11 protein-coding genes are annotated in these 16,795 nt (G+C 56.2%); 4 read left to right on the top strand and 7 right to left on the bottom strand.

The features are described from left to right. The first annotated feature begins 84 nt into the window (after positions 1–84). From ACN28R_RS00160 to ACN28R_RS00145, 4 genes are all read left to right on the top strand, one after another. Positions 85–1,416 carry an MFS transporter gene (locus tag ACN28R_RS00160; RefSeq protein ID WP_095833237.1) on the top strand — a complete coding sequence of 444 codons (1,332 nt, stop codon included), beginning with the start codon at positions 85–87 and terminating at the stop codon, positions 1,414–1,416. Positions 1,417–1,485: 69 nt separating this feature from the next. Further along, positions 1,486–3,168, top strand: coding sequence for a medium-chain fatty-acid--CoA ligase (fadK, locus tag ACN28R_RS00155; protein ID WP_095833236.1), 1,683 nt, complete (start codon positions 1,486–1,488; stop codon positions 3,166–3,168). Positions 3,169–3,182: 14 nt separating this feature from the next. Continuing rightward, complete coding sequence (locus ACN28R_RS00150; RefSeq protein ID WP_095833235.1) at positions 3,183–3,737, top strand: desulfoferrodoxin family protein; 555 nt, start codon at positions 3,183–3,185, stop codon at positions 3,735–3,737. 305 nt (positions 3,738–4,042) lie between these two features. After that, positions 4,043–5,992: a glycoside hydrolase family 3 protein gene (locus ACN28R_RS00145; protein ID WP_095833234.1), complete on the top strand. Its 1,950-nt coding sequence runs from the start codon at positions 4,043–4,045 to the stop codon at positions 5,990–5,992. Positions 5,993–6,019: 27 nt separating this feature from the next. On the opposite strand, the gene ACN28R_RS00140 is transcribed toward ACN28R_RS00145, so the two are convergent. The 7 genes from ACN28R_RS00140 to licT all read right to left on the bottom strand — a co-directional run bounded on the left by ACN28R_RS00140 (position 6,020) and on the right by licT (position 16,261). Then, the gene (locus ACN28R_RS00140; protein ID WP_095833233.1) at positions 6,020–6,475 is read right to left on the bottom strand and encodes a GNAT family N-acetyltransferase; all 456 of its coding nucleotides are present in this window, start codon (positions 6,473–6,475) and stop codon (positions 6,020–6,022) included. A 91-nt stretch (positions 6,476–6,566) separates the two neighbouring features. Continuing rightward, complete coding sequence (gene lplT / locus ACN28R_RS00135; protein ID WP_048637567.1) at positions 6,567–7,778, bottom strand: lysophospholipid transporter LplT; 1,212 nt, start codon at positions 7,776–7,778, stop codon at positions 6,567–6,569. Then, the gene (gene aas / locus ACN28R_RS00130; protein WP_095833232.1) at positions 7,775–9,931 is read right to left on the bottom strand and encodes a bifunctional acyl-ACP--phospholipid O-acyltransferase/long-chain-fatty-acid--ACP ligase; all 2,157 of its coding nucleotides are present in this window, start codon (positions 9,929–9,931) and stop codon (positions 7,775–7,777) included. The genes lplT and aas overlap by 4 nt, the downstream gene beginning before the upstream one ends. Before the next feature lie 498 nt (positions 9,932–10,429). After that, on the bottom strand, positions 10,430–11,827 hold the full coding sequence (locus ACN28R_RS00125; protein ID WP_095833231.1) for a glycoside hydrolase family 1 protein: 1,398 nt from the start codon (positions 11,825–11,827) through the stop codon (positions 10,430–10,432). Between the two features lie 73 nt (positions 11,828–11,900). Then, positions 11,901–13,373, bottom strand: coding sequence for a glycoside hydrolase family 1 protein (locus ACN28R_RS00120; RefSeq protein ID WP_095833230.1), 1,473 nt, complete (start codon positions 13,371–13,373; stop codon positions 11,901–11,903). Positions 13,374–13,383: 10 nt separating this feature from the next. Beyond that, positions 13,384–15,303 carry a beta-glucoside-specific PTS transporter subunit IIABC gene (locus ACN28R_RS00115; protein ID WP_095833229.1) on the bottom strand — a complete coding sequence of 640 codons (1,920 nt, stop codon included), beginning with the start codon at positions 15,301–15,303 and terminating at the stop codon, positions 13,384–13,386. A gap of 112 nt (positions 15,304–15,415) precedes the next feature. Continuing rightward, positions 15,416–16,261 (bottom strand): BglG family transcription antiterminator LicT, encoded by an 846-nt coding sequence (licT, locus tag ACN28R_RS00110; protein WP_095833228.1) that lies wholly within the window; start codon positions 16,259–16,261, stop codon positions 15,416–15,418. Positions 16,262–16,795: the final 534 nt, after the last annotated feature.

The raw sequence follows: 16,795 nt of genomic DNA, 5'->3' as shown, positions 1-16,795 counted from the left end.
CGCTCCCGCTACGTATTGCACGACGTTAACCCAATAAACACCACCATGACGTATCGACTGAAACAACAACGAATGGAGATGGGTATGTCTGGTCAAAAACAAATTGATATCAGTACCATTTTAGATTCTCAGCCCATTACCCCACGGCAATGGCTGATTATCTTTCTGGGTTTTATTACGCTGGCCGTCGACGGTTTTGATGTGACCGCCATGGGCTTTATTGCCCCGGCCTTGATCGATGACTGGCAAATTTCCCGCCATGAATTAGGCCCGGTCATGATGAGCGGACTGCTAGGACTGGCCTGCGGCTCATTAATTTCCGGCCCGTTGGCCGATCGCCATGGACGTAAGACGCTGATTGTCGGTTCAGTGTTGTTTTTCGGCATCGGCAGCCTGATTTCGGCCTGGTCGTGGGATCTGCTCAGTCTGATTATCTTTCGTTTTCTCACCGGGCTCGGCCTGGGCGCGGCCATGCCCAACATCACGACGCTGGTCGCCGAATACGCGCCTAAACGCTGCCGCTCACATATGTCGACCGCCATCCACTGCGGATTTAATACTGGCGCCGCACTCGGCGGGCTGGCGAGCGAACGGCTGATCGAGATGTTCGGCTGGCGCTCGGTATTCCTTGCCGGTGGCGTGCTGCCGCTGATGCTGACCGTCGTCCTGCTGCTGTATTTACCCGAGTCCATGCGTTTTCTGGTCCTGCATACCCGATATCAACAGCGGTTAGCGCGACTGCTTAACCGCTTTATTCCCCAGGTCGCCGACGCCAATACCCGATTCATCAATTCCGAACCGCGAATCACGCAGAAAAGCGCCATCGGATCGCTCTTTCACGCGCCATATGCCGCCGGCACGCTGGCTATCTGGGCCACCCTATTTATCGGTTTATTCAGCGTTTATTTACTGTCGAGCTGGCTGCCATTAATGGTCAGGGATGCGGGGTTGACGTTATCTCAGGCGGTCATCATCGGTGCCATATTCCAGGTAGGCGGCATCGCCGGCAATTTCTGCATCGGCCTGGAAATGGATCGCTGGGGGAAACACCGGGCCATTGCGCTGACGCTATTGGGCGGAGCCTGCGGCGCGCTGCTATTAGGCCTGCACATGCCAACATTGCCGTTGTTATGTTCACTGGTGCTGCTGCTTGGCTTCACGATCAACGGCATCAATCCAGGATGTTATGCGCTGGCGGCCCACTTTTACCCCACGTTCATGCGTGCGACCGGCGTCAGTTGGGCCACGGGGATCGGTCGGCTGGGAGCGATCAGCGGCGCGGGCATCGGTTCCGCGATGCTGGCCGCCAACTGGTCGTTCAGCGATGTCTTTCTGTTTCTGCCATTGCCTTTGCTGTTCGGGGCGTTGGCGATGTATCTCAAAAAGCAAAATACGACGACGGTATATACCCAATAACCGGCAAGACGTATGAAACCGCTACATCGGCAACGTGAAAGATAACGGGATATAACTGAGAACCTACTGATGAGTGTCACCATCAAATTTAATCCGGCGCGCAGAACGCAGTACCGGAAAATGGGCTATTGGGGCGATGCGTCGCTGGCGGACTACTGGCATATGTCGGCCATCACCGCGCCGGAAAAAGTCGCCGTAACCGATAATCAGGGCGCCGAATATACTTATGCGGAACTGGATACCGCGGCGGCGCGCGTCGCGTCTTACCTTCTCGACGCGGGGATACAGCCAGGGGACAGAGTGGCGTTTCAGCTTCCCGGCTGGTGTGAATTCACGCTTATTTATCTGGCCTGTCTGAAAGTCGGGGCGGTATCCGTTCCGCTGCTTCCCGCTTACCGCGAAGCCGAACTCACCTGGATACTCAACAAATGCCGGGCGCGCCTGTTATTTATGCCGACACGGTTTAAAAACGCCGCGCCGACGTCCGTCATCGCCCCACTGCGCGCTCAGTTGCCCGACTTACAGCAGGTTGTCGCCGTCGATAAGCTGGCTCCAGCCGAATCCGGGGTGTCGTTAAGTCAGATCCTGCGGGAGACGCCTCCGCTGGAGCGCCGCATTCAGACCCAGGGCGACAGCCTTGCCGCGGTGTTATTCACCTCCGGCACCGAAGGTTTTCCCAAAGGGGTGATGCTGACGCACAATAATATCCTCGCCGGCGAACGCGCCTATTGCGCCACGCTAAACCTGACCTGGCTGGATACCATTCTGATGCCCGCCCCGCTGGCGCACGCCACGGGATTTTTACATGGCGTCACCGCGCCTTTTATCATCGGCGCCCGCAGCGTCCTGCTTGATATCTTCACCCCGGCCCAATGCCTGACGCTGCTGGAGCGGGAAAAATGCACCTGCATTATGGGCGCGACGCCCTTTTTGTATGACGTCTTGTGTACCCTGCAACAGCACCGCTACGATTTGTCTTCACTGCGTTTTTTTCTATGCGGCGGTACGACGATACCGAAAAAAATCATCAAAGAGTGTTTGCAGGCGGGGATCCCGGTTTTCAGCGTATACGGCGCAACGGAAAGCGCGCCTCATACCGTGGCAAAACCCGGCGCGCCGCTATCGCGCATCATCAATACCGACGGAACCGCCACGCCCGGCGTGGAAGTCAAAGTCGTCAATAAGGCCCGGCAACCGGTGCCATTCGGAGAAGAAGGGGAAGAGGCCTCCCGCGGACCAAACGTTTTTATGGGCTATCTGGATGAGCCGGAATTAACGGCCAATGCGCTGGACGAAGATGGCTGGTACTACAGCGGCGACCTGTGCCGCATGGATGAGGACGGCTACATCAAAATTACCGGACGCAAGAAAGATGTGATCGTGCGGGGCGGCGAGAACATCAGCAGTCTGGAACTGGAAGAAATTCTGCTGCAACATCCCCGGATCCGCGAGGCCGGCGTAGTCGCCATGCCCGATGAGCGGTTAGGCGAGCGCGCCTGCGCCTATATCGTATTGAAGGAACCGTACCGGACGCTAACGCTGGATGACATCATTACATTTTTCAGCCGTAAACGCGTCGCAAAATATAAGTATCCCGAGCATGTGGTGGTCATCGATCGTTTACCGCGCACCGCTTCAGGCAAGATTAAAAAATACCTGCTGCGCCAGGATATTATTCATCGTCTCGGACTGGACGACCAACACACCCCGGCGGAAAACGTCATTACGCCCTCCCCCTTTTTTTCACCATAGTGGAGGATGCGTTTATGTTAACCAGAAACAAAAATGCGGACGGGCGCGGCGTCGGACATAAAACCTCAACTCGCGTCAGAAACAGCACCAAGCCGACATTCTCTACTGCCGCACCGGCCTTTTATCGTTGCTCACGCTGCCGCCGGCTGCTGGTGCAGCAATACGCGGGACAGGGCACGTTATCCATCATCTGCTGCGGTGAGCCGATGGTCGAATTGAAACCACACGAGCCGACAGATGCCGCAGCCGAACAGCACCTGCCCGCCATGGTGGTATCCGGCGGGTTTGAATCCAACGCGCTATCCGTCACCGTCGGCGCGCCACCGCATCCGATGGACGGTGAACATCATCTGGAATGGATTTATCTCTACACATTCCGGGGCGGGCAAATCAAATTCATCGCGCCGGGCGACAAGCCTTCAGCGATCTTTTCGCTGGCGGAAAGCGATGCCTACGTCTATTGCGACCGCGCGGTATGCAAAGGCAGCCAGTGCAAGTTTAACTGCAAACGGGGATTCACCGCCTACGCATATTGCAACCGGCACGGCCTGTGGAAAAACATGTTTTAGGCAGACGACTTAATCGGGCGCAGCGCGGGACGGATCGTGAATGCGTTCACGGTTTTCCCTTGCCGGATTGCTATAGTCACTCAGGCCGTTCGCACCGGACGGCGTCAGGATTGTAACTGTTTATACCCAATAGATTTCGAGTTGCAGGGTTTATTCAGGCAAAACCTAAACATCTCGATGTATTGCTCCCCCGCGGGGAACGATGCGTCGCGGCGTTTAGGTTTTTTTTTGGGGCGGACCGCCGTAAGCGACGTTAAAAACGCTCCACGCGTTTTTTTATCTTTTATCAGACAAAGGATGGGGACATGAAGAAAACGATGCTGTCGTTAGGGATGCTGTGCTGCGCCGTACCGGTCGCGGTGGCGCAACCGGCACTAACCTGGCGCGAAGGAAAAATCATCGAGCGGGATGGGCTGCAATTCCGCGATCTGAATCGCGACGGCGAGCTGTCGCCTTACGAGGACTGGCGCCTGCCGGCGCAAGAGCGGGCGCGGGATCTGCTGTCCCGCATGACCCTGCCGGAAAAGGCCGGCATGATGATGCACGCTTCCGCCCCCTCCGCCGGGGATCCCATCGGCCGCGGCGCCGCCTACGATCTGGACGCCAATCGTCGGTTGGTGGCGGACAAGCAGGTGAACAGCCTTATTACCCGCCTGAACGAGGCCGCGCCCGCGGAGTTCGCCCGGCAGAATAATTTGTTGCAGGAGATCGCCGAAGCCTCCCGCCTGGGGATCCCGCTGACCATCAGCGTCGATCCGCGCAATACCTATACCTATGCCATAGACGCCGCGCCGTCGCCCGCCGGTTTTTCCCAGTGGCCGGCCCCGCCGGGAATGGCCGCCATCGGCAGCGAGGAGCTGATCCGGCATTACGCCGACCGCATCCGCCAGGAGTACCGCTCCGTCGGCATCACCCAGGCGTTGTCGCCGGTGGCGGATCTGGCTACGGAGCCGCGTTGGTCGCGCATCGACGGCACCTTTGGCGACGATAAGGAGCGGGTAAGAAAAATGGTGCGGGGCTACGTCGCCGGGATGCAGAACGGCGCCGACGGGTTGAATAGCGCCAGCGTCGGCGCGGTGGTAAAGCACTGGGTAGGGTACGGCGCATCGGACAAGGGATTTGACGGCCACCACTACTACGGCAGATATGCGCCGTTTAAAGATGCGCAGGCGCTGGAGCAGCATATTTATCCTTTCACCGGGGCGTTCGAATCCGGGGTAGCCGGCGTGATGCCGACTTATCCCATCCTGAAGAACGCGGTTTATAAGGGCACCACTATCGAACAGGTGGGGGCCGGCTTCAACAAATTCCTGCTACAGAACGTGCTGCGCGGCGAGTACGGTTTTCGCGGGGTGATCGTCAGCGACTGGCTGATCACCGCCGACTGCGCCGGCACCTGCATAACGGGCTATCCGCCCGGTGAAAACCCCGGCGTGGACATCGGCATCCCCTGGGGCGTGGAGCGCCTGTCGGTGGCGGAGCGCTTCGTTAAGGCCGTCGAGGCCGGGGTGGATCAGTTCGGCGGTGTGGACGACTCGTCGATCATCGTGCAGGCCGTGCGCGAGGGCAAACTGAAGGAGGCGCGCATTGACCAATCGGTGCTGCGCATCCTGGAGCAGAAGTTCCTGCTGGGGCAGTTCGAGGCACCGTTCGTCGATCCGCAACAGGCGGAGCGGGTGCTGAACGATGGGGAGGCGCAGCGGCAGGCGGATCGGGCGCAGTACGACTCGCTGGTACTGCTGAAAAAACGGGATGGCGTGCTGCCGCTGAAGCCAGGCGCGAAAATCTATGTCTGGGGGATGAGCCGCAAGGCGGTGCAGAACGCCGGCCTGACGGTAGTCGAGCGCCCGGAACAGGCGGAAGTGGCATTGGTGCGCGTCAACGCCCCTTATGAACAGCCGCATAAAAACTTTTTCTTCGGCGCCATGTACCACGAGGGCGCGCTGGACTTCAAGCCGAACGATCCGCAATATCGGGCGATCCTCGCCGCGGCCCGTCACGTGCCTACGGTGGTGACCGTCTATCTTGATCGTCCGGCGATCCTGACCGCGATCGAGGATAAGGCGGCCGTGCTGCTGGGGAATTTCGGCGTCCGCGACGAAGTGCTGCTGCGCTCGCTGCTGGATGACAGGGTCTATACCGCCCGGCTGCCGTTCGAGCTGCCCTCCTCGATGGCGGCAGTGGAGCAACAGCGCGGCGATATGCCCCACGATTCGCCGGCGCCGCTCTATTTTTCGGGATTCGGACTGCGATAAGACCCGGCCATAAAATAACACGCGAACCTAAACGGTGTTGCGCATATCAATATGCGGGATACCGTCTTCGTCATACACCTCGCCGGTGGCGACGAAACCGAAACCGGCGTAAAAATCCTGCAAGTGCGCCTGCGCGGAGAGGTAAAGGGGCTTTTGCGGCCAGTGGCGGGCGCAGGCCAGCAGCGCATGCTCCAGCAATTGATGCCCCAGATGTTGTCCTCTGGCGGCGGGCGCGACAATCACCCGGCCGATAGTGACGGCGTCATTGGCCGGAGAAGGCGCCAGCAGCCGCGCATAAGCCGCCAGTTTGCCATTATGATAGGCCGTAACATGGCGGTTGCCGTCGGCCAGATCCCTGCCGTCGAGATCCTGATAAGGGCAGTTTTGTTCAACGATAAATACCTGATTGCGTAACGCCAGAATGTCATGTAGTGAATAAACATTCAGGTCATCGACCCGCCAGTCATGCCATATCAGATTCATACCCGCCTCTATCCTGCCGTTATTTGCCATGCATTCGCTTATCCTAACGGCTTATGCCATTCGCTTAAACAACGCGCCGCGGCATGCGTGTTTATAAACGCTCGCGCCGCTTTGTGAAAATCAGCCAGAGCCATAATAACCCAATGGCGAACGTGAATAATACGCCGAAACCAATACCGATAGTGATAACCGATACGCCGAGTTTCACCACCAGCGAATAGAGCCCCAGCATCAGCAGCATCGCCGCGTTCTCACCCAGATTCTGCACGGCGATGGCATTGCCCGCGCCAACGCTCTCCTTGCCCCGATCCTGCAATAGCGCGTTCAGCGGCACGATGAAAAAGCCGCCCAGCGCGCCAAGCAAAATCAGCAGCGCATAGGCGCTGATCAGGTTGTGCTGAAGGGTGAAAATCACCACCGCCGCGCCGATCAGTACGCCGGCGGGCAAACAGCGCTGTACCGTTTTCAGCGTCACCAGTTTAGCGGCGGCGCCGGCCCCCAGTACGATCCCCACCGCCACCATCGCATTAAGCAATGTCGGCGTGGCGTTATCGGTTATACCCAGCGCCAGCGGCACCCACAGCACCAGCAGGAAGCGCAGCGTCACCCCGGCGCCCCAGAACATACTGGTGCCGAGCAGCGAAAAGCGGGTTTCGCCGTCGCGCCATAACACCCGGCAGGATGAAAAGAAACTGCGCGTCATATGGGCCGGATGCCAGGACTGTCCGGGACGCGCCGCCTTCAGCCGCGGGATCAGCATGTTTGCCCCCAGCGCGATGCCATAAGCCACCGCGCAGATAGCCAGCGCCGCGCTCAGGTTCCAGTCGGCCAGCACGCCCCCCGCCACCGATCCGACGAGGATCGCGGCAATGGTCGAAGCCTCCATCAGGCCGTTGGCTTTCACCAACTGGTCGCCGTGGGTAATTTCCCCCAGAATGCCGTACTTGGCTGGCGAATAGGCCGCCGCTCCTACGCCCACCAGCGTATAGCCCAAAAACGGATTACCGCCGATAAAAATCACCAGCGCTCCCAGTAACTTCAGGCTGTTGGCGAACATCATCACCCGACCTTTGGCGTAACTGTCCGCCACCTGACCGACAAACGGCGCCAGAATGATGTAAGCGGCCACAAAGCCCATTTGCAGGAATGGCTGACTCCAGTCGGGATAGACCAGCACTTTGATTAACGCCAGCGTGGCGAACAACAGCGCGTTATCGCCAAACGCGGAAAAAAACTGCGCAATAATGACGGCATTCATACTGCGCGACAGCAGTCGCGTTTCGGGTTGTGGCGTCTGATTCATTCTGCCTGCTCCGGTTGTTCGGCCATTTGGCGCAACGTGACAAAATCGGGTTTGCCGCTGCCGAGTAACGGTAATGCTTTCACATAGCGGATATCACGCGGCACCGCCAGTTCGGGCACGCCGCTGCTGCGCGCCTGTGCGGACAAGCGATCGCGGGTTAACTGACTGTCGGTGGTAAACAGTACCAACGCTTCCCCTTTACTGCTGTCGCTCCTGGCGCTGGCGGCGTGTTGCGCCCCCGGCGACACGCCTAGCGCCAACTGTTCAACGCTCTCCAGCGACACCATTTCACCGGCAAGTTTGGCGAAGCGTTTTACCCGGCCGACAATCGCGCAGAAGCCGTTTTCATCCAGTTCGACGATATCGCCGGTGTCGTACCAGCCGGCTTGTAGCTCGCCCTGCTCATTTTCCGCCGCCGGTGTTTCCAGCACGCCGGGGCGCTCAACGCGCAGATAGCCTTTCATAATATTCGGTCCGCGCAGTTGTAAACGCCCGCCGCGCTCGATGCCCGGCACCGTCATCAGCCGCGACTCCATTTCCGGCAGCAGACGCCCGACGGTATGGAGTTTCGCCGCCATCGGCACGTTAATCGCCACCACCGGCGCGCACTCCGTCACGCCATAGCCTTCCAGAATGCGAATGCCGAACTTGTCCTGCCAGACTTGACGCACGCCCTCAGACAGTTTTTCCGCCCCGGCCACCACATAGCGCAAGCGGGCGAAGTCATACGGATGGGCAAAGCGCGCGTAGTGCCCCAGAAAAGTGGAGGTGCCGAACAGCACGGTGCAGTTCTGGTCGTACACCAGTTCCGGCACGATGCGGTAATGCAGCGGGCTGGGGTACAGAAACACGCGGGCGCCGGTCATCAGCGGCGTCAGCAGACCCACGGTCAAACCAAACGCATGGAACAGCGGCAGCGCCGACATAAAACGGTCGCGCGGCGTAAAATCCGCCACGGTACGGATTTGCTCAACGTTGGCCAGCAGACTGTCATGGGAATGCACCACGCCTTTCGGGTTCCCTTCGGAGCCGGAAGTAAACAGGATCATCGCCGAATCGTCAGGCTGCTGCGCCAGCATGGCTTTCGCCGGGAACAGCAGATGAAACAGGATCCACAGCTTGTCGGCCAGCGTGACGGTATCTTTCAAATCTTCCAGATAGACCCAGTTGGCGTCGCTGACCTGCTGTGGCAACGCCGTCAGCTTGCCCTTTTCCAGAAACTGGCGGGAAGTCACAATGGTTCTGATGGCGGCGGCTTTCATGGCGCTTTGTAGCCCGTTCGCCCCGGCGGTGTAGTTCAGCATCGCCGGCACCCGGTTACGCAATGACGCTCCCAGTATCGCCGCCGCGGTAATCGTGGTATTCGGCAACAGCATGCCGACGTGCTCGCCCTCACGGGTAAAACGCTGCAAGATGCGCGATACGCCCAGCGACTTTTTCAGTAATCCCTGATAGCTGTCTTCCTTAAACGCGATATCCGAAATACAACGGGCGCGGCGCCCGTAGCGGGTTTGCGCGGCCAGAAAAGCCTGATACAGCGTGTGTTGCGGGCGGCTCGCCATACGGGCGTGCATCATGATCTGATGCAGATGTTCTCCCGCCAGAATACGGCGCTCTCTGGCGCTGTTCGCTGCCGGCATCGGCAGTGTGGTGGGCGGCAAATATTTTATGGTAATCTGCGGGAACCAGCGGCGTTTAAAAACGCCGGCCAGACGCCCGAACGGCGTGAATTCAGCGCCGTCCAACCGCACGGGAACAATGGTTGCGCCGGATTTCGCCGCCACAAACGCGGCGCCGCTGTAGACCTTCATCAATGAGCCAGTCACGGTGATACGGCCTTCCGGGAACACCACCACCGGCTGCCCGCGCTCAATCACCTTAATCAACCCCTTAATGGCCAACGGTTTGGTCGGATCCAACGGCACGAAATCGATATAGCGTTTCAGCCAGCGCATAAACCAGCGCTCGGAAATCGTGGAATAAACCGCAAATACCGGTTTGATCGGTAAAAACAGCGCCAATAACGCGCCGTCCAGAAAAGATACGTGGTTAGGGGTAATTAACAGTTTAGACTGCTGAAAATTACGGCTGTCGCCTTCAATCCGTATGCGATACAGCCGTTTGAACACCCAGCGCAACAGGGTATAGATCATGTCTTCTCCTAATATACCCTTCATCTTTCGAGCCGCATCTGCGTTGGCTTCCCTTACTCGCCCCAGTCACTTACTTGAGTAAGCTCCTGGGGATTCGGTCGGTCGCCGCCTTGATGCAACTCGAAATCTATTGGGTATAGACCGATGAATATCTGCGTTCAAAATACTATAGGGATCGGCTTATCGCCAGAATAACCGAATATGGCGTCCGATATCGTAACTTATTAGGATAGTTCGTATTTTCCAGCGCCAGAATGGAGATATGAAAGAACGGAGCCTGATGCGACAGATAGCGAAATGCACAGGTGCGGCAAACCGCTTTCTCCGGTTTGCCGCAGCGTGATCGCCATCAGGCATAACAGCAAGGGATGCAACGCGGCGGCCCGCGTCCATGCGGCTCACCCTAAGTCTGCTCTCTCCTCAGCATAATTTTTACGCCGGGTAACGGTCAACGCCGTCATAGCCCCTGCATTGGTGTATCGAAAACAACCCTAAGCACTAAAGCTGCTCGCCGTTAGACGCGATGACCTGTTTATACCAGCCGAAACTCTTTTTCTTCGAACGGGCCAGCGTGCCGTTGCCATCGTTGTCTTTATCAACATAAATAAAGCCGTAACGTTTTTTCATCTCACCGGTACCGGCGCTGACGATATCAATCGGTCCCCACCAGGTATATCCCATAATGTCGCAGCCGTCGGCGATCGCTTCCGCCACTTGCTGAAGATGCTGGCGGCCGTAGCTGATACGCTCATCATCCTCAATAGTGCCGTCCGCCGCCGGAGTATCCGCGCCGCCGTAACCGTTTTCCACGATAAACAACGGTTTTTGATAACGATCCGCCAGTTCATTGCACACCAGCCGTAACCCCTTGGCATCAATCGGCCAGCCCCACGCCGTTTTCTCCAGGTACGGATTTTCCAGCCCGGTGATGCCGCCGGTATCCGACAGCACCAGTTCGCCCGCCTTGTGCGTGGCGCTGCGATAGTAGCTGAACCCCAGATAGTCGGACGGGTAGGCCGCCAGCAGTTCTAGATCGCCCGGTTCCATAACCAGCGCAATATCGTAGTCGCGCCACATCCGCCGGCTGTACGCCGGATACCCCCCACGCATCATCACGTCGGCGTAAAACAGCGAACGGCGGCGCAACTGATAGGTTTCAAACACATCATCCGGATGACAACGATAGGGATAAACGGTGCTGAGCGACAGCATGCAGCCAATCTTCGCGTCAGGAATGATCTCATGACACAGCTTATTGGCGATGGCGTTAGCCACGAACATATGGTGGTTCGCCTGATAGACCATCTGCAATAACCGCTCCTGCGGCGGCCGTATCGCGCCGGTGGCGAACGACATGCGGTTCATATTGTTCAGTTCGTTGAAGGTCATCCAGTATTTCACTTTGTGCCGGTAGCGGCGGAATACCGTTTCGCAGTAACGGCTGAAAAACTCCACCAGCTTGCGGCTTTCCCAGCCGCCGTAGCGCGTCGCCAGCGCCAGCGGCGTTTCATAGTGCGACAGCGTGATCACCGGCTGAATGCCGTATTTCAGCAGTTCGTCGAACAGGTCGTCGTAGAACTGGAGCCCCGCTTCATTCGGCGTGGCCTCATCCCCCTGCGGGAAGATGCGCGACCAGGCAATCGAGGTGCGAAAACATTTGAAACCCATTTCGGCGAACAGCGCCACATCTTGCTTATAGCGGTGATAAAAATCGATCGCCTGATGGCTGGCGTAGTACAGGTGCGAATCGATCGCGTCATCCGCCTGTCCGGCAATTACGCCGCCGCGCACCACATCGGCGATGGACGGCCCCTTGCCGTCTTCATTCCATGCGCCTTCGGCCTGATTGGCCGCAATCGCCCCACCCCACAGAAAATCATTCGGAAAACGTGCCATACGAATACCTCATCATCACATTCAGCATAGAGGCGGCGGCCAGGCGCGTTTGACCCGCCGCGCGCCTGTTTTTTCAATCCGCCAGCTGTTCGCCGTTGGAGGCGATCACCCGCCGATACCAGTGGAAACTTTTCTTGCGCGAACGGCGCTGCGAGCCGTTGCCGTCATCATCCTGATCGACATGGATAAAACCGTAGCGTTTCGAAATCTGCGCCGTGCCCGCGCTGATCACATCAATCGGCCCCCACCAGGTGTAGCCGAACAGTTTGACGCCATCGCCCAGCGCCTCTTTCATCTGCTCGATGTGCTGGCGCAGGTAGTCAATGCGGTAATCGTCGTCGATGGTGCCGTCAGGATTGACGGTATCGACGGCGCCCAACCCGTTCTCCGCGATAAACAGCGGCTTCTGATAACGGTCGTAGAGCTGATTCAGCGCCAGACGCAGCCCTTTCGGGTCGATCTGCCAGCCCCACTGGCTGCTGGGCAGGTAGGGATTGCGGATGCCGCCGGTGATCAAATTGCCGGTGACGCCCTCCAGCGCTTCCGGATGCGCGCTGACGGTACTGGACATGTAATAGCTGAATGACACGAAATCGACCGGATACTGGCGCAGGATTTCGTCATCGCCCTGCGCTTTCTTCAGTACCACGCCCTTTTCCGCCAGCATGCGATCGGTATAGGCCGGGTAGTAGCCGCGCGCCTGCACATCGCTGAAAAACAGCGATACCCGCTGCTGCTCTTCACAGGCTTGCAGATCGTCCGGGTGACAGGTGTGGGGATACAGCATCTGATAGCTGATCATGCAGCCCACCTGCGCGCCGGGAATGATCCGATGACAGGCTTTGGTGGCCAGCGCGCTGGCGACAAACTGGTGGTGCGCGCCCTGATACTTGTCCTGCTCCAGGTGCGGGTGATCCTCCTCAATCACGCCCACGCTGACATAAGGGTGATGTTTCACGCAGTTGATCTCGTTAAACGTCATCCAGTATTTCACCTTATGCCGATAGCGTTCGAACACCGTGGTGGCGAAACGTATGTAAAAGTCCACCAGTTGACGATTCGGCCAGCCGCCGTATTCCGTTACCAGGCACAGCGGCATTTCATAGTGAGACAGGGAGACGATCGGCTGAATGTTGTGCGCCAGCAGCGTATCCAGCACATCATCATAAAACGCCAGCGCCGCCTCGTTCGGCTCAGTTTCATCGCCGCGCGGGAAAATGCGCGTCCAGGCAATCGACATGCGAAAGCATTTAAAACCCATCTCGGCGAACAGCGCGATATCCTCTTTATAGCGGTGATAAAAGTCGATGCCCTTGCGCTTGGGATAATACTTCGCGCTGTTTGCATCCTGCGCCTGCGCCACCTGGCGATGGGTCATGAATAACCACTGATCGAGCCAGCGTTCTTTGGGCGTTTTGCTGTCAAAGGTATAAACATCGGAAACGGAGAGCCCTTTGCCGCCTTCGTTCCAGGCGCCTTCCAACTGGTTGGCCGCCGTTGCCCCGCCCCAGAGAAAATCATCGGGAAATTGTTTTGAAAATGTCATGTTGTCGCCCCTATGCCGCTGCGGCGGTCAGTTTCAGAAATGCTTCGCGTGAATGGACGTCGCCCTCGACCAGCGAGCTGACCTCGCCATAACATTCGGTGTTGGTAACGACCACAATCACGCTGGGATCGATGCCTTCCGCCAGCAATGCCGGCAGATCGAAACTCACCAGCGGATCGCCGACCTCGACCATCTGCCCCGGTTGAATATGACTGGTGAAATGCCGCCCGCCGAGTTTGACGGTATCAATGCCGATATGGATCAGTATTTCCGCGCCGGTATCGCTTTTCAGCGCCAGGGCGTGACAGGTTTCAAACACCGACTCCACTCGTCCGTTAACCGGCGACACCAGTTCGCCGTTGGCGGGATAAACGGCGATGCCCTTGCCGAACATCTCGTCGGCAAAGATCGGGTCGCTTAAGTGATCAAGGGAAACCATACGTCCGTCTATCGGCGCAAAGAGCTGTTCCTCATGTCGGCTGAGCAGCAAAGGTTTTACGCTGCCGACGGTTTGCCCCGCCTGCACCGGTCTACCGGCCAAGACCGGCGGCGCTTCAGCGCTTGCCGACAGATCCGGCGCCGACTGCTCAACCGGATCCTCAAACCCCAGCAGGCAGGTGACGATCGCCGCGGCGCTAAAGGAGATAGCCAGACTCGCCAGGGCATACAGGAAGGTGGGGCCAACCAACGCGGGCAACCCCGGCAAACCACTTAACGCGAAGGCGTAGGTTTTCACCCCGAAGAACATAGCGAAAGCGCCGCCGCAGGCGCCGCCGATTAACGCGGCGGCAAACGGACGTTTGAAGCGGATATTGATACCGTACATGGCAGGCTCGGTAATTCCCATCGCCGCCGTGAGGCTGGTGGATAACGCCAGCGATTTCACTTTTTTATTACGCGAGCGCAGGAACACGCCGAATGCCGCCCCAGCCTGCCCCAGGTTGGCGACATAGAAGATGATTTTTAACGGATCGAATCCCATCTTGCTGATGTTATTAATCACGATAGGGATCAGCACATAGTGCATACCGGTGATAATAATCAGGGAAAGCGTGCCGCCCAGAATCAACCCGGCAAGCAGCCCCATGTTTTCCACCAGCCAAACTACCCCTGTCGACAGATAGTTGCCGGCAAAGATCCCCAGAGGTCCAATTGCTATCAGCATAATTGGCGCGACGATCAGCAGCGTAAACAGCGGGACAAACATCGTCTTGAGCATGCCCGGCATAACTCGATCGATGGCACGCTCAACGTATGACATCAGCCACACCGCCAGCAGAATCGGGATCACCGAGGACGAATAAGACACCGGCGACACCGGCAGCCCGATAAATGAAATCGAACCACCCTGCTGAAACAGTTTTAGCAGCGTAGGGTGAAACAGGGTGGCGGCCAGCGCTACCGCCACATACGGATTACAACCCAGTTTATTGGCCGCGCTGAACGCCAGCACCAGCGGAATGAAAAAGAATACTCCGTCGCTGATGGCGGAGAGGATCAAATAGGTTTGATTGGTCGGCGATACCCACTGTAACGCGATAAACAGCGACAGCACCCCTTTTAGAATCCCGGCGCCGGCAATCGCCGGAATAATCGGTGAAAAGATGCTGGATAACGACTCCAGCATGGTGGAAATCAGATTACGTTTTTCTCCTTGCTGCGGATTATCCGTTTTCTGAGACAATGCGGGATAGCGCTGGATAAGGGCACGGTAAACATCCGCGACCTCATTACCAATAATCACCTGAAACTGATCGCCGGCCACATTAATACCAATAACGCCATCAAGCTGTTGCAGCGCAGCTTTATCGGCCTGAGCCATATCCCGTAACTGAAAACGTAAACGGGTAATACAATGGAAAACGTGCTGAATATTTTTTTCTCCGCCGACTAATTCAGCGATCCGTTTTGCCGTGTCCTGATAATTCATGGTTATTCCTCTGTCCAGAAAGAAATCATAAGATTTCATCAACAACCGCACGGTATGATTTACCGCGGCGCTTTGTTTCCTCTGGGGTTTGCCTGATTTAACAGTAACAAGCCTATTTGGAATGGTGTAAACTGTGGATCATATTATCAATATGTATGGTCAGATAGAGTTTCTCCGAATTGCTCATGTTGTGTTGATAATTTTTATTAATAAAGGCGTTGATATACTCAACGCAGCCTAATGTTTTTTGATAGCGCTGTTGCACCATATTAAATAAATCGCCATCATCATTTTCCAGCGTTGCGCCATCAATCACCCGCTGAGCAAAAAACTTAAGATGGGTAATAAAACGGTGATAATTAGAACCGGATTCATCCAACGAAACACGGAAATAATATTTAACGATATTCTGCACTTGATAAATCAACTGGGTAATCTGTTTTATATTACCGATATTGTCATTCAATTCAGCATTGACGATATGCAGCGCAATACTGCACGCCTCGGACTTGGGCAATACCACCTGAAACTGTTCAAACACCAGATCTAACGCTTTTTCAGCTACCGCATACTCGTCTTTATAAAAATGGCTAACTTCCCATTGCAGCGGATTCTGGATCGTGACGCCGTTCTGCTGACACTGCAGCGCGAAGTTAAGATGGTCGGCCAAAGTGACATAGATGCCTTCACTAAGTTTTTGCTGCAGCTGCGTTTTTGCCATCTCTACGATGTCGTCGGTGATCTGTATGACCTCTAGCGACACCTGATCAACCAGATCTTTAAAACGCGCTGAAATAGCGTTGTCTTGTAAATGAAATATTTTTTCAATACGTGATGCATCTACCTGCTGGCCGCAGTTTGAATTAAAACCCAGCCCGCAACCGGTTAAGATCAGCTCTTGACCCTGATCGTCCAATACGCTGACGACATTATTATTCAGGATCTGCCTTATCTTCATCACCCTTGTCCCCTATAAATAAAAACGGGCAAAACCAAAATACAGAACCAGACACTATGTAATACAGTGATGTAATACATACGCTAAGTCTCTGCACTTAAGTTTTGCCCGCCGAACGGTAACAAGCCTTATGCATGAGAAGAAATTAGCACCAGCTATTTAAACGGTCAATTCCGTGACAAGGGAGCAGGCCGGTTTCTTTTCTATTTGTGATGCAAGTAATGTTTGATTAAAAAACAACCAACGTGAAAATTCGTAAAATCCCAGCTAACCCATTGCCCGGAGCAAGAAAGCAAAGAAGCCAGGCGGGCGGCAAGATAAAAAAGACAGGCAAAAAAAAACCTACGCATCCGCGTAGGTTGGTGTAATCAAATGCGTCAATGTACAGAGCACATTGATATATCACCAATCAATACCTCTGGGAATTGATACTCTAAAGATACCGAGCAAAAGAAACCAGCGCCTAATCGAAAGAGTTCTGCTCGAAATGAAACCAACTGTAAATATCTTCGGCGTCATGTAATAAACCGGGGC

It is taken from the genome of Brenneria goodwinii (assembly GCF_002291445.1).
GTDB lineage: Bacteria > Pseudomonadota > Gammaproteobacteria > Enterobacterales > Enterobacteriaceae > Brenneria > Brenneria goodwinii.
This window is presented reverse-complemented; position numbering and strand designations above follow the sequence as displayed.